The sequence below is a fragment of the Pseudomonas sp. A2 genome (assembly GCF_023100865.1).
GTDB lineage: Bacteria > Pseudomonadota > Gammaproteobacteria > Pseudomonadales > Pseudomonadaceae > Aquipseudomonas > Aquipseudomonas asiatica.
Genome location: NZ_CP039127.1, coordinates 319,403 through 335,961 on the forward strand (window position 1 = coordinate 319,403; position 16,559 = coordinate 335,961).

Here is a 16,559-nt window from a genome sequence, read left to right on the forward strand (position 1 = left end):
ATTTTTGAGCCTTACAGGCGCGGCTGGCAACGGAAATCCGACGAGTAACACGAGTTGTACACAATTCTCTAACTTACTGTATTTACTGTGAAACTTTATCGTTTTTTCGCTGTCTGAGACCTTTATGACGAAGCCCTGAACCTTGATGGAACAGGGCTTTTTTCGTTTTTGGCGGCACGGCTTCCGGCCTCTTCGCGGGTGAACCCGCTCCTACAGGGATACCACCGCTCTCAGACCTTGAGTTACCTCTGTGGGAGCGGGTTTACCCGCGAAAAGGCCAACACCATTCTTACAGGATGCGCCCGTCATCCCGCGCCCGCTCCAGTTTGATGGCAATGAACTTCGACGTCGGCGTATGGCTGCCATCGCCAATGCTTTCCAGCGGCACCAGCGGGTTCACCTCCGGGTAGTACGCCGCCGCCTGCCCGGCCGGGATGTCGAAGGCCAGCAGGGTGAAGCCGTGCACACGGCGCACATGCTCATCCCCCCACAACGACACGATGTCGACTTGCTGCCCCGGCTGGAAGCCCAGGCGGATGATGTCGGCTTCGTTGGCGAACAGCACCTCGCGCTGGCCACGCACGCCACGGTAGCGGTCGTCCAGGCCGTAGATGGTGGTGTTGTACTGATCGTGCGAGCGCATCGACTGCATGATCAGGTCTGGCACCTGGCCGCTGGCGCGTACACGCTCGTCGAGCAGCGTGTCGGGCAGCAGGTTGGCCTTGAAGTTCGCGCGGCCGGTGCTGGTATTCCATTCGCGGCTGGCGGCGCTGTTGCCCAGGTAGAAACCGCCCGGCTCGCGCAGGCGCTGGTTGAAGCCGCTGAAGCCGGCGATGGTGTCGCCGATCAGCTCGCGGATACGGTCGTAGTCAGCCACCAGCCAGTGCCAGTCCACGGGCTTCTTGCCCAGGGTGGCGGCGGCGATACCAGCGATGACCGCCGGCTCCGAGCGCATCTGCGTCGACAGCGGCTTCAGCTGGCCATTGGAGGCGTGGACCATGCTGAACGAGTCCTCTACCGTTACCGCCTGTGGCCCTTCTGCCTGCAGGTCGATGTCAGTGCGCCCCAGGCAAGGCAGGATCAGTGCCTGCTTGCCGTGCACCAGGTGGCTGCGGTTGAGCTTGGTGCTGATATGCACGGTCAGCTCGCAGTTGCGCAGTGCCTGGGCGGTGCGCTCGGTGTCCGGCGTGGCTTGGGCGAAGTTGCCGCCCAGGCCGATGAATACCTTGGCCCGGCCGTCGAGCATGGCGTGGATCGCCTCGACGGTGTTGTGGCCATTGTGCCGGGGCACGGGGAAGCCGAAGCGCTGCTCGATGGCGTCCAGCAGGGCCACCGGCGGGCGCTCGTTGATGCCCATGGTGCGGTCACCCTGCACGTTGCTGTGGCCACGCACCGGGCACAGGCCTGCGCCTGGCACGCCGATATTGCCGCGCAGCATCTGCAGGTTGACGATTTCCTGGATGGTCGGCACCGAGTGGCGGTGCTGGGTAATGCCCATCGCCCAGCACATGATCACCCGCTTGCCACGGCAGTACATACGCGCGGCCAGTTCGATATCGGCCAGCGCCAGGCCGGACTGGGTCTGGATGTGCTCCCACGGGGTGGCATCCACTACCGCCAGGTAGTCGTCGACGCCATGGCCATGTTCGGCGATGAAGGCGTGGTCGAAGACTGCCGGTTCGCCGTTGGCCTGGGCTTCGCGTTCCCATTGCAGGACGAACTTGGCCATGCCGCGCAGCAGCGCCATGTCGCCGCCCAAGGCCGGGCGGAAGAATGCGGTGTTGGTCGGCCGGTCGCTGTTGGTCAGCATTTCCAGCGGGTTCTGCGGGTGCTGGAAGCGCTCCAGGCCACGTTCCTTGAGCGGGTTGATGCACACCACCTGGGCGCCGCGTTTTACCGCATCGCGCAGCGGGTCAAGCATGCGCGGGTGGTTGGTACCAGGGTTCTGGCCCCAGACGAAAATCGCATCGGCGTGCTCGAAGTCGTCGAAGGTGACGGTGCCCTTGCCGACCCCGACGCTTTGCCCCAGGGCCACGCCGCTGGCCTCGTGGCACATGTTCGAGCAGTCGGGGAAGTTGTTGGTGCCGTAGGCCCGCACGAAAAGCTGGTACAGGTACGCTGCTTCGTTGCTGGCGCGCCCCGAAGTGTAGAACTCGGCCTGGTCAGGGCTGGCCAGCTTGTTCAGCTCGCGAGCGATCAGGGTGAACGCGGCGTCCCAGCTGATCGGCTGGTAGCGGTCGCTGGACGCGTCATAGACCATCGGCTCGGTCAGGCGCCCCTGGTACTCCAGCCAGTAGTCGCTCTGCTGCAGCAGCGAAGTGACGCTGTAGCGGGCGAAAAAGGCGGCATCGACGCGGCGCTTGGTCGCCTCCCAGTTCACTGCCTTGGCACCGTTCTCGCAGAACTTGACCATGCCGCTTTCCGGCGAGTCGCCCCAGGCGCAGCCGGGGCAATCGAAGCCGCCGTTCTGGTTGGTCTTGAGCAGCGCGCGAATGTTCTTCAGCGCGTTATCGCTGCCAACCCAGGCCTTGGCCACGCTGCGCAGCGCGCCCCAACCACCGGCGGGGCCGTGGTAGGGCTTGTAACGAGGTGGAGAGGCTGGGGCGTTGTCCGGGAGGTGTTGGTACGAGGTCACGACTGTTACGACTCCGCCGCTGGGCTGTAGACCCGCGGTGCGCTGTGCTTGGGCAAATGAATAAGGTTGAGGTTGTGTTTGCGCGCCCATTGCAAGGCAAGGCCGGTGGGCGCCGACAGGCTGACCAGGGTCTGGATACCGGCCCGCAGCACCTTCTGGATCAGCTCCAGGCTGCAGCGGCTGGTGACGATGGCCAGGCCACCCTGGCTGTCGATGTCTTGGCGAAGCAAGGCGCCGATCAGCTTGTCGAGGGCGTTGTGTCGGCCGATGTCTTCACGGCCTAGCAGCAGCTCGCCATGGCGGTCCATGAACAGCGCCGCATGCACCGCGCCGCAGTGTTGGCCGAGGGGCTGGAAGGCATCGATGCGCTCACGCAGGCCGACCAACCATTGCGCGGGTGGCAAAGGTGCGCCAGGCAGCTTGGCCAGCTCTGGCAGTGCCTGCTCCAGCGCTTCGACCCCGCACAGGCCGCAACCACTGGTGCCGGCCATTTGGCGGCGCTGGTTTTTCAGGTTCCAGAACGCACGGCTGGAAATCTCCAGGTCGGCGTACATTGCCGAGCCGCTGCCGGAGAGTTTCAGGTCGTAGATTTCCGTTGTGCCTTCGACTATGCCGCTGCCGACACTGAAGCCGACGGCGAAGTCTTCCAGGTCGGTGGGGCTGACCAGCATCACCGCCTGGTTCAGGCCGTTGTAGGCAATGGCCAGAGCCACTTCTTCGGCCAGGGGCGTGCTGTCGCGTCTGGCATCGTTGAGCTGGACGTAATCGTAGGTGTTGCTGGCGGCGGGCATGGTCAAGGGCGATGAGGCCGCGCAGACCGGAGGCTTGCTGTTCATCGGGGCTGACTGTTCATCGGGCTATCGGCAACTTTCAGATAGCACAAGCCTAGGCGTGCGGGCCGGCGGCGTCTAATCGCTAGGGTCTATGCCTTGATAGACCGCGTCGATTGGTCGCATGGGGCGCCAGGGGAAAAGCTGGCCTAGACTGCTGTGTCCGAGGCTTCGTCAACAAGGAGAGCGTTATGAGCTTGTTCAGTTTCGTCAAGGAAGCGGGCGAGAAGTTGATCGACCTGCTGACCCCCGGCAATGCCAATGCCGAAGAGCAACTGAAGAAACACGTGGAAAGTGTCGGCCTGGGCAACCCGAATATCACGGCCACTGTAGAGGGAGACACGATCATCCTCAAGGGTGAGGTGGCCAGCCAGGAGGAGAAGGAGAAGATCATCCTGGCGGCGGGTAACGTCGCAGGCGTTGCCAGTGTGGATGACCAGATCACCGTGACCGGGCCGGTGGCCCAGGCCGCGCGGTTCGTGACGGTGGAGAAGGGGGATACGTTGAGCGCGATTTCGAAGAAGGTGTATGGCGACCCCAACAAGTACCAGAAGATCTTCGAGGCCAACAAACCGATGCTCAAGCACCCGGACAAGATCTATCCGGGGCAGGTGTTGCGCATTCCTGACTGATCTCTGCAGCCTGTACCGGCCTCTTCGCGGGTAAACCCGCTCCCACAGGGATCGCACACAGTTCAGACCTGTGGTGATCCTGTGGGAGCGGGTTTACCCGCGAAAGGGCCCTCACAGGCCTACCAATAATTCCCGGTAATCCTCGACCGCCGCAAACTCTTCGGTATCGCGCGGCCCGGCCTGGCTATCCGGCTGGCGCACCGCCAGCAGATGCCCCACGCCAAACCGTCGCGCACTGCGCAGAATCGCCAAGGTGTCATCGATGAACAGGCTGCGCTCCGGTTCAAAGCCGATGTCCGCCTGCAATGCGTCCCAGAACTGCGGGCTTTCCTTCGGGTAGCCGTAGTCATGCGAGCTGATCAGCCGTTCGAAGTACGGCGCCAGCTCCACCCGCTCCAGCTTCAGTGACAGCGAATCCCGGTGCGCATTGGTGATCATCACCACGCGCTTGCCCGCGTCGCGGATCGCTGCAAGGAAAGTGTCGGCATCCGGGCGCAGGGCGATCAGGTCGGCGATTTCCTGTTTCAGCTCACGGATCGGCAGCCGAAGTTCGCGGCTCCAGAAGTCCAGGCAATACCAGTTAAGCGTGCCGGCATTGCGTTCGAACAGCGGCTGCAGTTCCATTTCCGCCATGGCCCGGCTCACCCCGTGCAGCTCGGCATAGCGCTGGGGCAGGTGGTCCAGCCAGAAGCGGTTGTCGTAATGCAGGTCGAGCAGGGTGCCATCCATGTCCAGCAGGACGGTATCGATGGCGGACCAGGGAAGAACAGGCATGGGAAACTCTCGATCAGTCGGCAAGCCACGGTATAGTAACCCGTTCACGCCAAGGAGCCGCCCCATGCGCCAGAAACCCACCGTCCTCAGCCGCGAAATAGTCGCCAGCAGCCGCCTGTTTCGCGTCGAAGCCGTGCAATTGCGCTTCAGCAATGGCAACGAGCGTACCTACGAGCGCCTGGTGGGCCGGGGTAATGGTTACGGCGCGGTGATGATCGTGGCCATGCTCGATGCCGAGCACGCGGTGCTGGTGGAGGAATACTGCGGCGGCACCGACGAATACGAGCTGTCGTTGCCCAAAGGCCTGATCGAGCCGGGCGAGGACGTGCTGGCGGCAGCCGACCGGGAGCTCAAGGAAGAGGCCGGTTTTGGCGCGCGCCAGCTGGAGCACCTGACCGAGCTGTCGCTGTCGCCGGGCTACATGAGCCAGAAGATCCAGGTGGTGCTGGCCAGCGACCTGTACGAGGAGCGCCTGGAGGGCGATGAGCCGGAGCCGATGCGGGTCGACAAGGTTAACCTGCGCGAGCTCTCGGCCCTGGCCATGCACCCACAGTTCACCGAGGGGCGTGCCTTGGCGGCGCTGTACCTGGCGCGTGACCTGCTGATTCAGCGGGGGCTGCTGGAAGCATGAACGACCTGCAACTGATGCACGAAGTGGTCAAGCTGGCCCTGTTGGCGGGCGAGGCGATCTTGCCGTTCTGGCGCGCCGATGTGGCCGTGACCAACAAGGCCGACGATTCGCCGGTCACCGCCGCCGACCTGGCGGCGCACCGGGTGATTGCCGATGGCCTGCTGGCGCTGGCGCCGCAGATCCCGGTGCTGTCCGAAGAGGACTGCAACATTCCGCTGGCCGAGCGTCAGGGCTGGAGCCGCTGGTGGCTGGTCGACCCGCTGGATGGCACCAAGGAATTCATCGCCGGCAGCGAGGAGTTCACGGTCAACATCGCCCTGGTCGAAAACGGCGAGGTGGTGTTTGGCGTGGTATCCATGCCGACCAACGGGCGCTGCTACTTCGGTGGGCGTGGGTTGGGCGCCTGGCGTGCGGAAGCGGGTGAGGCTTCGCAGCCGATCCAGGTTCGCGACGAGCCGCCGGCAGGTGGGCGTTTCACCGTGGTTGCCAGCCGTCGCCATTCCAGCCCGGAACAGGAAGCGCTGTTGGCCGGGTTGGGGGCTGCGTTGGGGGAACTGGAGCTGGCCAATATCGGCAGTTCGTTGAAATTCTGCCTGTTGGCCGAGGGCAGCGCCGATTGCTATCCCCGCCTGGCACCGACCTCGCAGTGGGATACCGCGGCGGCGCAGGGGGTGGTGGAAGGGGCTGGTGGGGAGGTAATCGGGTTGGATGGCTTGCCGTTCCGGTACCCGGCGCGGGAGTCGTTGCTCAACCCGCATTTCCTGGCGTTGCCGGCAAATGCTGTGTGGCGTCAAGCCTTCCTGAGCCTGATCTGACAGGCGGACATGATCGTGTAGGAGCGGCCTTGTGTCGCGATCGGGCCGCAGCGCGGCCCCAGGGTTTCAGCATTGCCGCATTAATTGCCGGGGCCGCTTCGCGGCCCGATCGCGACACAAGGCCGCTCCTACAGGAGTCGCGACAGTCCATTGGTTTCAGCGGTGCAGCACGTATTGGCCGCTGAAGGTAACAGCAGGCTCGTCACTACCGGCATTGCTCACCGTGGTCTCCAGCGTCAACCGTGCCCGCCCGCGCCGCTGGTACATGGTCAGGAACCGCTCCCAGGTCTTCTCATCCGGCGGCGCACAGCGCGCCACCGCCGCCCCGGTAACCGGCAGCGGATAACTGATCTGCCCTTCCTGGATGACGATATGCCCGTCATCGATACCCGACTCGCGCAGGCGCAGGTGCAGCCAGCCCCAGCCCACCAGCACTGCGGCGCAGTACAGGCTACCGCCGAACATGGTGCTCTTGTGGTTGACGTTGGCCGCCAGCGGCAATTGCAGGCGCAGGGTGTGCTGCTGCCAATCGAGCACTTCCAGGCCCATTTCGCGGGTCAGGGGGATGTCGCCGTGCAGGACGGTCTGCAGGTACTGGCTATCGGTGTTCATTAACGGTTGTCCTCTTGATCGTCATGCCCGCCGCTACCGCCATCGAAGCTCAAGCCATGCTTGCGCAGCTTGTCGTGCAAGGTTTTGCGGGGGATACCCAGCGCCTCGGCCAGGCTGCGCATGGAGCTGTGTGGCTGGGCCAGTTCGGCAGCGATCAGCGAGCGTTCGAACTGCTCGACCTGTTCGCTGAGGTTGCCGCTCGGCATCGGTGCCGAAGGCATTGCCGCCGGCGGCGCCTGGCCGTCCAGAGCCAGTTCCAGGCCAAGGGCGAAACGCTCGGCGGCGTTCTGCAGCTCGCGTACGTTACCGGGCCAGTCGTGACGCAGCAGCATGGCGCGCTGGGCCGGCTGCAGGGAGTGTGGCGGCAGACCATGGCGCTCGCTGGCGGCGTCGGCGAAGTGCTGGAAAAGCACCAGGATGTCATCGCCGCGTTCGCGCAGCGGTGGAATACGCAGCGGCGCCACGTTCAGGCGGTAATACAAATCGGCGCGGAACCGCCCTTGGTCAGCGGACTGGCGCAGGTCCTCCTTGGTCGCGGCGATGATGCGGATGTCCAGCGGGATCAGCTGGTTGCCACCCAAGCGCTCGACCACCCGTTCCTGAAGCATGCGCAGCAGTTTCACCTGCACATCCAGGCTCATGCTCTCGATTTCGTCGAGGAACAGCGTGCCGCCGTTGGCGAACTCGAACTTGCCGATGCGGCGTTTCTGCGCGCCGGTGAACGCCCCGGGCTCATGGCCGAACAGCTCGCTTTCGACCACCGACTCGGCCAGTGCGCCGGCGTTGATCGCCACGAACGGCCCGTCGCGGCGGCTGGACAGGTCGTGCAGGGCGCGGGCCACCACCTCTTTGCCGGCACCGGTCTCACCCAGGATCAGCACGTCGGCGCGAGTGCCGGCCAAGGCGCCGATCTGCTCGCGCAAGCGCTGCATGGACGGCGACTGGCCCACCAGTCGGGTGGCCAGTTGCTGGCGGTCGCTCAGGGCCAGGCGCAAGCTGCGGTTGTCCAGCACCAGGCGGCGCAGGGCCAGGGCGCGGCGCACGCTGTCCAGCAGGGCGTCGCTGGCAAAGGGTTTTTCCAGGAAGTCATAAGCCCCGGCGCGCATTGCCTGCACCGCCAGCGGCACATCACCGTGGCCGGTGATCAGCAATACCGGCAGCTCGTTGTCACGGCCGTGCAGTTGTTCCAGCAGCTGCAGGCCATCGATACCCGGCATGCGGATGTCGCTGACCACCACGCCGGGCCAGTCGGCCTCGATGCGTTCGGCCAGGCCCTGGGCGTCGGCCAGGGCGACCACCTTGAGCCCGGCCAGGTCCAGGGTCTGGCTCAGGGCCTGGCGAAGGTGCGGGTCATCATCGACCAGGATGACCTGGGCTCGGCTGTCGATCAGTGTCTCGGTGGTCATGCCGAGGGGTCCTCCGAATTGGGCAAAGTAGCGCCAGGCGCGGCCACACGCAGCTGCAGGGTCAGCAGTGCGCCACCCTCCGGGTGGTTGGCCAACAGCAGTTCACCGCCCAGGGCGCGCATCAGGCTTTCGCAGATGGCCAGGCCCAGGCCCAGGCCCTGGGTGCGGGTCTTGGTGGTGAAGAACGGCTCCTTGGCGTGCTCCAGGGCCTGGCGGCTGAAGCCGGGGCCGTTGTCGCGAATGTACAGGTAGACGCAGTCATCGCGCTGTTCGGCACTTAGCCACAGGCGGCGCGGGTTGGCTTTTTCGGTCAGGGCGTCGAGGGCATTGGCCAGCAGGTTGCCGAGCACCTGGCGCAGGCGGGTCTCGCCGGCCTGTACCCACAAGGTGGCTTCCGGCAGGTCGCGGATCAGCTCCACGGCCATCGCCCGGCGGCGCTTGGCCAGCAGCGCCAGGGCGTCGTCCAGGGCCGGCTGCAAGGCCACGCTCTCCGGGGCATGGCGGTCACGGCGGGCGAAGGCGCGCAGGTGGGCGATGATCGAGGCCATGCGCCCGGTCAGCTCGCCAATCAGCTTGAGGTTGCCGCGGGCTTCTTCGGTTCGCTGGTGGTCGAGCAGGATCTCGGCGTTTTCCGCGTAGCTGCGGATGGCGGCCAGCGGCTGGTTGAGTTCGTGGCTGATGCTGGCCGACATGGTGCCGAGCACCGACAGCTTGCCGGCCTGTACCAGTTCGTCCTGGGCGCGCACCGCCTCCTGTTGGGCGTTCTCACGCTCCAGTACGGCGCTCTTGAGCCGGGTGTTCAGGCCTTCGAGGTCGGCGGTGCGCTCGGCCACGCGTTTTTCCAGTTCCTGGCGGCCGCGTGCCTCGAAGTCGATGCGGTCGATGTAGTGACGGCGCCGCTGCATCACCAGGCCGGCCAGCAGTATCAGCACCAGCAGGGTGCCCGCGCCGATGGCCATGACGGTTTGCACCGAACGGTCGACCAGCATGCGCGGGGCGAGGATGCTGACCTGCCAGCCGGTTTCCTTGATGTCGCGGGTCTGGCTGATCCAGGCGTCCTGGTTGAGCACCAGCGGCTGCGGGGCTTGGGTCGGGTAGGGCTGGATGGCGATGATCGCCTGACGCTCGGCCTCGGTCAGCGCGCGGGTCGCGCGGAAGCGCCAGTCGGGCCGCGAGGTCAGGATGACCACGCCATTGTGGTCGGTCAGCAACAGCTGCTCTGGGGTGCGGCCCCACAGGGTTTCGGTGTGGTCGAGGTCGACCTTGACCACCAGTACGCCAACGATGCGTTCACGGTCTCGCACGGCGGCGGCGAAGAAGTAACCGCGCTTGGCCGATGTGGTGCCCTGGCCAAAGAAGCGCCCCAGGCGGCCGGCCATGGCTTCGTTGAAGTAGGGGCGGAAGGCGAAGTTGCGGCCGACGAAGCTGTCGCGCTTGTCCCAGTTGGAGGCAGCCAGGGTATTGCCGCTGACGTCCATCAGGTACATCACCTCGGCGCCGGTCTGCTGGACGATGTCCTTGAGCAGGCGGTTGGCATTGGTCACTGCCTCCAGGCGGAGCGGGTCGGCCAGCACACCGCGCAGCGCCGGCAGGTCGCCGAGTATCTGCGGCAAGGTTTCGTAGCGGTGCAGGGTACCGAGCAGGTTGGCGACGTACAGGTCGAGGGTCTGTCGGTTCTGCGAGGCCAGTTCTTCCTGATAGTAACGTTCGGCCAGGTGATGCAGGGGCCACAACAACGGAACCAGGCACACGGCCAACAGGGCCAGGCTGCGCCAGCGGGGACGGCGTGGGGGCGTGGGTTTTGCAATCATCAGGTAAATGCGCCAGAAAGGTCTGCCGCAATTATGCGCTAGTTAAGGCAGCAGTTCCGCCTCTGCCAGCGGCAGGCCGAGCTTGTCCTTGTCCGAGAGCACGGGTGGCTGCTGCAACCCCCAGTCTATGGCCAGCGTCGGGTCATCCCAGCGGATGCAGCGGTCGGCGCCCGGGTTGTAGTAGTCGGTGGTCTTGTAGAGGAACTCGGCCGACTCGCTCATCACCGCAAAGCCATGGGCGAAGCCGGGGGGAATCCATAACTGGCGATGATTGTCGGCCGACAGCTGCACCGCGACCCATTGGCCGAAGGTTGGCGAGCTCTTGCGCACGTCCACGGCAATATCACGGATTTCCCCCTGCACCACGCGCACCAGCTTGCCTTGGGTGTTTTCCACCTGGTAGTGCAGGCCACGCAGCACACCCTTGATGGAGCGCGAGTGGTTGTCCTGGACGAACTGGACATTCACGCCGGTTTGCCGGGCGAACTCACGGGCGTTGAATGCCTCGAAGAAAAAACCACGGCTATCACCGAAAACCTTCGGCTCGATGATCAGTACTTCAGGGATCGCGGTAGGGATGATGTTCATGGCGGTTCGCTGGCCCGTTCTGCTCATGTATTGACCCTAGCCGGTCTGGCCGTTTTTTCCGCCTCGGGCTTCAACGGCGTTCACAAGGGCTGGCTATGGTAGATGTCGTGCCGTTTTGCTTCTCGTTCAAGGTTGGGGGTGTATCGATTGTTATCGATTTAATTCCCTTGCATTCTCATGATTTTCCCGATTATCGGGCTTCAAATATCGATATATATCGGTTATAAATTGACAAACGCCCCAGCACAGTCCGGCTCAGGGCCATCACAGAGGTCAATCATGAAAACCCTCAACTCCACTCCCCGTGCCGATGGTTTCCACATGCCCGCCGAGTGGGCCCCGCAAACCCAGGTGTGGATGGTCTGGCCGGAGCGCCCGGACAACTGGCGCCTTGGCGGCAAGCCGGCGCAGGCTGCCCATGTGACCCTGGCCAAGGCCATTGCCCGCTTCGAGCCGGTAACCGTCGCGGTTTCCGCTGGCCAGTACGAAAATGCCCGCCGCCAGCTCGACCAGCCGAACATTCGCGTGGTCGAGATCAGCAATGACGATGCCTGGGTGCGTGACACCGGCCCGACCTTCGTCATCAACGACCAGGGTGAAGTGCGTGGTGTGGACTGGGGCTTCAATGCCTGGGGCGGCTTCGACGGCGGCCTGTACGCACCGTGGAACCGTGACGAGGAGCTGGCGGCCAAGGTCCTGGAAATGGAGCGCTGCCAGCGCTACCACACCGAAGGCTTCGTGCTCGAGGGCGGCTCGATCCACGTGGACGGCGAAGGCACGGTGATTACTACCGAAGAATGCCTGCTCAATCGCAACCGCAACCCGCACCTGAACCGCGAGCAGATCGAAGCGGTGCTGCGCGATCATCTGGCGGTGGACACCGTGGTCTGGTTGCCGGATGGCCTGTACAACGACGAGACCGATGGCCATGTCGACAACTTCTGCTGTTACGTGCGCCCGGGCGAAGTGTTACTGGCCTGGACCGATGATTCCAACGACCCCAACTATGCACGCTGCCATGCCGCCATGGAGGTGCTGAAGAACACTCGCGATGCCAAGGGCCGCGAGTTCATCGTGCACAAAATGCCGATCCCGGGCCCGCTGTTCGCTACTGCCGAAGAGTGCGCCGGGGTCGATCAGGTGGCAGGCAGCCAGGAGCGTGACCCATCGGTGCGCCTGGCCGGCTCGTACGTGAACTTCCTGATCGTCAACGGCGGCATCATCGCGCCTAGCTTCGACGACCCGGCAGATGCCGAGGCCAGAGCGATCCTGGCTAAGATCTTCCCCGACCATGAGGTGGTGATGATCCCTGGTCGTGAGCTGCTGTTGGGCGGTGGCAACATCCACTGCCTGACCCAGCAGCAACCGGCACCGGTCAAGCGTTGAGCGCACGGTGAATCAAGAGGCCCGTCACATGACGGGCCTTTTTTGTTTCCGGGGCCGTCCGCAGGTCCGTGCTGGCATATGTTTTGTATTGTTTTCAGTCAGATAGCTCGGCCATGCCGAGCTCTCGGATCTGTAACAATCCTTACGTAGATTAGCCGCTCACGGGCCAGGGAGTACGTGTAGAAATGAACGCAGCAAGTGAGTCGGCTTTGCGCCCATCGGCAGTGAATCACCAATCGCTCAGGCTTGTGGCGAAGTGGTTGAAACACCATGGAAGCATCAGGGTCAGGACGACCGACCCACGACGTCTGCTTGCCGGACGATACCCCCAAGGGCTGATCAGCGAAGCAGAAATGCAGGCGCTGATGGCGGTGTGGCACTGATCGATTGCTTCAACCTGTGCTGGCCCCTTCGCGGCTAAAGCCGCTCCCACAGGTACCCCACTGGGCTCGATACATGTGGGGTACCTGTGGGAGCGGCTTTAGCCGCGAAGAGGCCGGCACAGGCATTAAAGATCAGAAGCTGTAGCTGCCAGTCACCACCAGGCTGCGCGGGTCACCCACCTGTATCTGCGCCGCACTGGTTGCCGAGCTGTAATAGGTCTTGTCGGCGATATTGCTCAGCGCCGCCCGCACATCCCAGTCATGCGTGCGGTACCCCGCCAGTGCATCCCAGCGGCCATACCCCGGCAGCACCGTGGTGTTCTGGTTGTCCGCATAACGCTCGCCTACCAACGTCAGGCCGGTTTCGGCGTACCAGCCCAGTTCCGGTTTCCAGGTCACGAACAGGCTGCCGTTGCGCTTGGCCACGTCATTGATACGGTTGCCTTCCTGGCCGTTGTTGTCCTTGACGATGGTCGCGTCCTGCAGGCCGATGCCACCGCGCACGTACCAGTTGCCAACGATGTTGCCGGTGGCGGTCAGCTCGATACCGCGCGAACGCTGCATGCCGCTGAGCAAGATGTTTTCCGGGACAAGCGGGTCGCGGGTGCGGCGGTTGTACAGCTCCAGCTCGTAGATGGCCAGGGTGGTGGTCAGGCGCTGGTCGAGCCAGTCGCTCTTCACGCCGATTTCCTTCTGGCGGGTTTCTTCCGGCTTGGCATCGTTACCGTTGCCTTTTGCGCCTGGGGTGATGCCGATCAGCCCGCCGCCAACCGGCGAGAAGGTCTTGCTCCATGAGGCGTAGAACGAATGGTCGCGCCACGGTGTATAGACCACACCCAAGCGTGGGCTGGTGCTGTTGCTGTCCTGTGTTTCGCGCACGCCATCCTTGTTGGTGGTCTGCACGTCGAACTGGTCGAAGCGTACGCCGGCAAGAACCTGCCACTGATCGTTCAGGCGGATCTGGTCTTGCAGATAAAGGCCGCGGCTATCGACCACGGTATGGTTGTCACTAAACAACGTCATTGGGCCATTGAGCTGCTGGTTGCGGCCGGGCTTGCCCAGGCCCTGGAGTTTCTGGTCGACCGCTTTGTACAGCACCGGGTCGCGCTTCTGGTTGCCGAACTCCAGGCCCAGCAACAGCTTGTGCTCCAGGCCTAAGGTGTCGAAGTCGCCCTCGGCCTCCAGGGTGTTGAACAGGTTTCTGGTGTTCAGGTCTTGCTGCCAGCGCTGGCGGGTCAAGGTGTCGGTGCTGGCGTCGTAGCCCGTGACGTAGGTGTTGTCGAACTCACTGTCGAGCTTGAACAGGCCAAGGGTATGGCGCAACTGCCAGGTTTCGTTCAGCTGATAGTTCAGGCGCGAGCGCAGCGACTGGGCGCGGTCGTCGATATAGTCGCGCTGTGTGTCGCCATAAGTGGTGCTGCGGCCGACATCGGCCGGGCGGCCGTTGACCCCGGGGATGCCACGGTCTGGGGTGCGGTTGTAGCGGCTGTATTCGTATTGCACCAGCCAGTTCAGGTCGGGGGTAACCTGCCAGCTGATCGACGGGGCGAACAGCTGGCGGTTGCCGTCGATGCCGTCGCGGAAGCTGTTGTTGTCCTGGTTGCCCATGTTCAGGCGCAGGCTGACGGTGTCGCTGGGGTCGGCACTGAGGTCGGCATACAGGCTGCGCAGGTCTTCGCTGCCGGCCTGCGCCTCGATGCTCGAACGGCGGCCGTGCTCCGGCGCCTTGCTCACCCGGTTGACGATACCGCCCTGGCTGCCACGGCCATAAAGCACCGCTGCCGGCCCCTTGAGCACTTCGACCCGCTCGATGTTATGCAGGTCGCGGATGTACTGGCTGTCGTCGCGAATGCCGTCCAGGTAGAAGTCGTTGCTGGCTTCGAAGCCGCGGATACGCACGCTGTCGAAGCGGGTGTCGGCACCGCTGCTGACGTTGGGGATGCCTTCCAGCGCCTTGCCCAGGGTGTTGCTGCCGTAATCCAGCACGTTGACGGTCTTTACCGTGTCGATGGCCTGCGGCACATAGCGTACTGGCGTCGAGGTGCGGGTCGCGGTGCTTACCTCCTTGACCCGCGGGTTGTCCTCTTCGCGTTCACTGTCGGCGGTTACCGACAGTTCTGGCAGGGTGGTGGTGGCGGCACTGGCCAGGCCGGCGCCGAACAGCAGCGACAGGCCAAGCGTCAGGGGTGAAAGACGGCAGGGTACAAGCATGGGCACATCCGGATCGAGCAGGTGAAAAAGAGCTGCGGATGGTAATGCTTGTTATTTGCTATTGCTTGAGTATTTGTAAAGGCTTGTCATTACATCTGTGTCAGTTTGTTACGGTCTCTGCCGCCCCGCGTTTCCTTGTAGGAGCAGCCTTGCGCTGCGAAGGCGCCCTGACAGGAAAATTGTCCGTTCGATCAAAAGGCTATTTCTCACACAAGATAAATTGTCCGCTGATAGCGCAAACCTGCATGGAAATGCACCAGGCAAGCGCGCGATTTTGGTTATATCAACCTGCATTTCACGACTTTTTGACATTTGTAATCGCACACGGCTAGGATTCGGCCAACGCCTGCTGGCCATGATCTTGGCCATGCTGCTGCCAGAGGCCGCCGTGTGATTACCGGCAGGCCTTCCAGTCTGGATCCGCATAGCGTCGAACCTACGAAGGGGCGTTGGTTCCTGGCGTCATATTGCAGAGCGTTTTTGATTAAGAAATAAGGAAAACAACATGTTGAAAACCAGGATCAGCCTGGTCGCCCTGGCGATGATCGCCGCGACCCAGGCACAGGCCAATGATCAGGCCGACAGCAAAGGCTTCATCGAGGACAGCCACGCCAACGTCCTGCTGCGCAACGCCTACATCAATCGTGACAAGAAGCACGGCACCGACGACCAGATCGAATGGGGCCAGGGCGTCATCGCCAACTTCTCCTCCGGCTTCACCCAGGGCACCGTCGGTGTCGGCGTCGATGCATTCGGCCTGTACGCCGTGCGTCTGGACGGCGGCAAGGGCCACAACGGTGGCGCCGGTGTCGACTTCTTCAAGCCTTCGGACTTCAAGGACGAGAACGGCAACGCCAACTCGCCGCACAACCTGGCCCGTGGTGGCGCTGCAGTGAAGTTCCGCATCTCCAACACCGTGCTCAAGTACGGTGACCAGATGCCGGCACTGCCAGTGCTGCAGTACGACGACGCCCGTCTGCTGCCAGAAAGCTTCACCGGTACCCTGATCACCTCCAAAGAGATCCAGGGCCTGGAACTGAACGCCGGCCGCTTCACCCAGGAAGCGCGCAAGAGCGCCGAGCGCCGTGACGGTGGTGGCCTGAAGTCGATCAACGTCCTTGGTGGTAGCTACAAGTTCACCGACAACTTCACCGCTTCGCTGTACACCGCCGACAACGAAGACGTGATGAAGAAGCACTACCTGGGCCTGAACTACGTCTTCCCGATTGCCAACGACCAGTCCCTGACCCTGGACTTCAACGGCTACAAGTCGGACATCGACAACAAGTTCGTCAAGAGCGCCAAACTCAACGGCGACTCCAACACCATCTGGAGCCTGGCAGCGACCTACGCGTTCGGTGCGCACTCGTTCACCATCGCCCACCAGCGCAGCACCGGCAGCACCGGCTACAACTACGGGTGGTACCAGAACGAGGGTGGCGTGGGTGACGGTGGTTCGACCATCTACCTGGCCAACTCGTACTGGTCCGACTTCAACGCCGAAGACGAGCGCTCCTGGCAGCTGGGCTACGGCCTGGACTTCGGTGCCTACGGCATCCCGGGCCTGACCTACAAGCTGGCCTACGTGGTGGGTGACAACATCAACACCCGCAACGTCGACAACCCGCAGGGCTTCGGTGAAGGTAAAGAGCGCGAGATCTTCAACCAGATCCGTTACGTGGTGCAGGACGGCCCGGCCAAGGACCTGTCGATCAAGCTGCGTAGCTCGTTCGTGCGTACCAACAACGCCGTGCAGCAGAACGGTTACAACGACGACGGCAACGAAGTCCGCGTATTCGTCGAGTACCCGATCAGCATCTTCTGATCCTGATCTGATGGCCTAGG

14 protein-coding genes are annotated in these 16,559 nt (G+C 63.4%); 6 read left to right on the top strand and 8 right to left on the bottom strand.

Annotated elements, in window-relative coordinates; genetic code table 11:
* Nucleotides 1–289 precede the first annotated feature (289 nt).
* Both E5221_RS01470 and fdhD read right to left on the bottom strand, forming a co-directional pair.
* Nucleotides 290–2,635: an FdhF/YdeP family oxidoreductase gene (locus tag E5221_RS01470; protein ID WP_182329361.1), complete on the bottom strand. Its 2,346-nt coding sequence runs from the start codon at nt 2,633–2,635 to the stop codon at nt 290–292.
* 5 nt (nt 2,636–2,640) lie between these two features.
* The gene (gene fdhD / locus E5221_RS01475; RefSeq protein ID WP_013970464.1) at nt 2,641–3,471 is read right to left on the bottom strand and encodes a formate dehydrogenase accessory sulfurtransferase FdhD; all 831 of its coding nucleotides are present in this window, start codon (nt 3,469–3,471) and stop codon (nt 2,641–2,643) included.
* A gap of 185 nt (nt 3,472–3,656) precedes the next feature.
* Here fdhD and lysM point away from each other — a divergent pair, with 185 nt between their 5' ends.
* Complete coding sequence (gene lysM, locus E5221_RS01480) at nt 3,657–4,097, top strand: peptidoglycan-binding protein LysM (protein ID WP_023661080.1); 441 nt, start codon at nt 3,657–3,659, stop codon at nt 4,095–4,097.
* A 111-nt stretch (nt 4,098–4,208) separates the two neighbouring features.
* On the opposite strand, the gene yrfG is transcribed toward lysM, so the two are convergent.
* A complete protein-coding gene (gene yrfG / locus E5221_RS01485; RefSeq protein WP_003257447.1) occupies nt 4,209–4,871 on the bottom strand; it encodes a GMP/IMP nucleotidase in 663 nt (220 codons plus the stop codon).
* Between the two features lie 64 nt (nt 4,872–4,935).
* On the opposite strand from yrfG, the gene nudE reads away from it, so the two are divergent.
* Entirely contained in the window at nt 4,936–5,502 is a 567-nt protein-coding gene (gene nudE / locus E5221_RS01490) for an ADP compounds hydrolase NudE (protein WP_015268611.1), read from the top strand.
* The gene (cysQ, locus tag E5221_RS01495) at nt 5,499–6,317 is read left to right on the top strand and encodes a 3'(2'),5'-bisphosphate nucleotidase CysQ (protein WP_102083345.1); all 819 of its coding nucleotides are present in this window, start codon (nt 5,499–5,501) and stop codon (nt 6,315–6,317) included. The genes nudE and cysQ overlap by 4 nt, the downstream gene beginning before the upstream one ends.
* Nucleotides 6,318–6,473: 156 nt before the next feature.
* On the opposite strand, the gene E5221_RS01500 is transcribed toward cysQ, so the two are convergent.
* From E5221_RS01500 to rfbC, 4 genes are read right to left on the bottom strand one after another with little or no spacing between them, the layout of a single operon-like run.
* Nucleotides 6,474–6,929: a YiiD C-terminal domain-containing protein gene (locus tag E5221_RS01500; protein ID WP_015268613.1), complete on the bottom strand. Its 456-nt coding sequence runs from the start codon at nt 6,927–6,929 to the stop codon at nt 6,474–6,476.
* Nucleotides 6,929–8,335: a sigma-54 dependent transcriptional regulator gene (locus tag E5221_RS01505; protein WP_013970469.1), complete on the bottom strand. Its 1,407-nt coding sequence runs from the start codon at nt 8,333–8,335 to the stop codon at nt 6,929–6,931. Before E5221_RS01505 ends, E5221_RS01500 begins: the two co-directional genes overlap by 1 nt.
* Nucleotides 8,332–10,146 carry an ATP-binding protein gene (locus E5221_RS01510; protein WP_247846790.1) on the bottom strand — a complete coding sequence of 605 codons (1,815 nt, stop codon included), beginning with the start codon at nt 10,144–10,146 and terminating at the stop codon, nt 8,332–8,334. The genes E5221_RS01505 and E5221_RS01510 overlap by 4 nt, the downstream gene beginning before the upstream one ends.
* 42 nt (nt 10,147–10,188) lie before the next feature.
* Nucleotides 10,189–10,734 carry a dTDP-4-dehydrorhamnose 3,5-epimerase gene (gene rfbC, locus E5221_RS01515; protein ID WP_013970471.1) on the bottom strand — a complete coding sequence of 182 codons (546 nt, stop codon included), beginning with the start codon at nt 10,732–10,734 and terminating at the stop codon, nt 10,189–10,191.
* Between the two features lie 279 nt (nt 10,735–11,013).
* On the opposite strand from rfbC, the gene aguA reads away from it, so the two are divergent.
* Nucleotides 11,014–12,120, top strand: coding sequence for an agmatine deiminase (gene aguA, locus E5221_RS01520; protein ID WP_039614238.1), 1,107 nt, complete (start codon nt 11,014–11,016; stop codon nt 12,118–12,120).
* Nucleotides 12,121–12,305: 185 nt separating this feature from the next.
* The gene (locus E5221_RS01525; protein ID WP_080563721.1) at nt 12,306–12,503 is read left to right on the top strand and encodes a hypothetical protein; all 198 of its coding nucleotides are present in this window, start codon (nt 12,306–12,308) and stop codon (nt 12,501–12,503) included.
* Between the two features lie 132 nt (nt 12,504–12,635).
* Here the strand turns inward: E5221_RS01525 and E5221_RS01530 are convergent, their stop codons facing one another.
* Nucleotides 12,636–14,714: a TonB-dependent siderophore receptor gene (locus E5221_RS01530; RefSeq protein ID WP_247846791.1), complete on the bottom strand. Its 2,079-nt coding sequence runs from the start codon at nt 14,712–14,714 to the stop codon at nt 12,636–12,638.
* A 505-nt stretch (nt 14,715–15,219) separates the two neighbouring features.
* Here E5221_RS01530 and E5221_RS01535 point away from each other — a divergent pair.
* Nucleotides 15,220–16,539, top strand: a complete 1,320-nt coding sequence (locus tag E5221_RS01535; protein WP_015268619.1) for an OprD family porin — start codon at nt 15,220–15,222, stop codon at nt 16,537–16,539.
* Nucleotides 16,540–16,559 lie beyond the last annotated feature (20 nt).

Coding starts and splice junctions, on each gene's coding strand:
- fdhD (WP_013970464.1), bottom strand. CDS start 3,471: ATGAACAGCAAGCCTCCGGTCTGCGCGGCCTCATCGCCCTTGACCATG.
- lysM (WP_023661080.1), top strand. CDS start 3,657: ATGAGCTTGTTCAGTTTCGTCAAGGAAGCGGGCGAGAAGTTGATCGAC.
- yrfG (WP_003257447.1), bottom strand. CDS start 4,871: ATGCCTGTTCTTCCCTGGTCCGCCATCGATACCGTCCTGCTGGACATG.
- nudE (WP_015268611.1), top strand. CDS start 4,936: ATGCGCCAGAAACCCACCGTCCTCAGCCGCGAAATAGTCGCCAGCAGC.
- cysQ (WP_102083345.1), top strand. CDS start 5,499: ATGAACGACCTGCAACTGATGCACGAAGTGGTCAAGCTGGCCCTGTTG.
- E5221_RS01500 (WP_015268613.1), bottom strand. CDS start 6,929: ATGAACACCGATAGCCAGTACCTGCAGACCGTCCTGCACGGCGACATC.
- E5221_RS01505 (WP_013970469.1), bottom strand. CDS start 8,335: ATGACCACCGAGACACTGATCGACAGCCGAGCCCAGGTCATCCTGGTC.
- E5221_RS01510 (WP_247846790.1), bottom strand. CDS start 10,146: ATGATTGCAAAACCCACGCCCCCACGCCGTCCCCGCTGGCGCAGCCTG.
- rfbC (WP_013970471.1), bottom strand. CDS start 10,734: ATGAACATCATCCCTACCGCGATCCCTGAAGTACTGATCATCGAGCCG.
- aguA (WP_039614238.1), top strand. CDS start 11,014: ATGAAAACCCTCAACTCCACTCCCCGTGCCGATGGTTTCCACATGCCC.
- E5221_RS01525 (WP_080563721.1), top strand. CDS start 12,306: ATGAACGCAGCAAGTGAGTCGGCTTTGCGCCCATCGGCAGTGAATCAC.
- E5221_RS01530 (WP_247846791.1), bottom strand. CDS start 14,714: ATGCTTGTACCCTGCCGTCTTTCACCCCTGACGCTTGGCCTGTCGCTG.
- E5221_RS01535 (WP_015268619.1), top strand. CDS start 15,220: ATGTTGAAAACCAGGATCAGCCTGGTCGCCCTGGCGATGATCGCCGCG.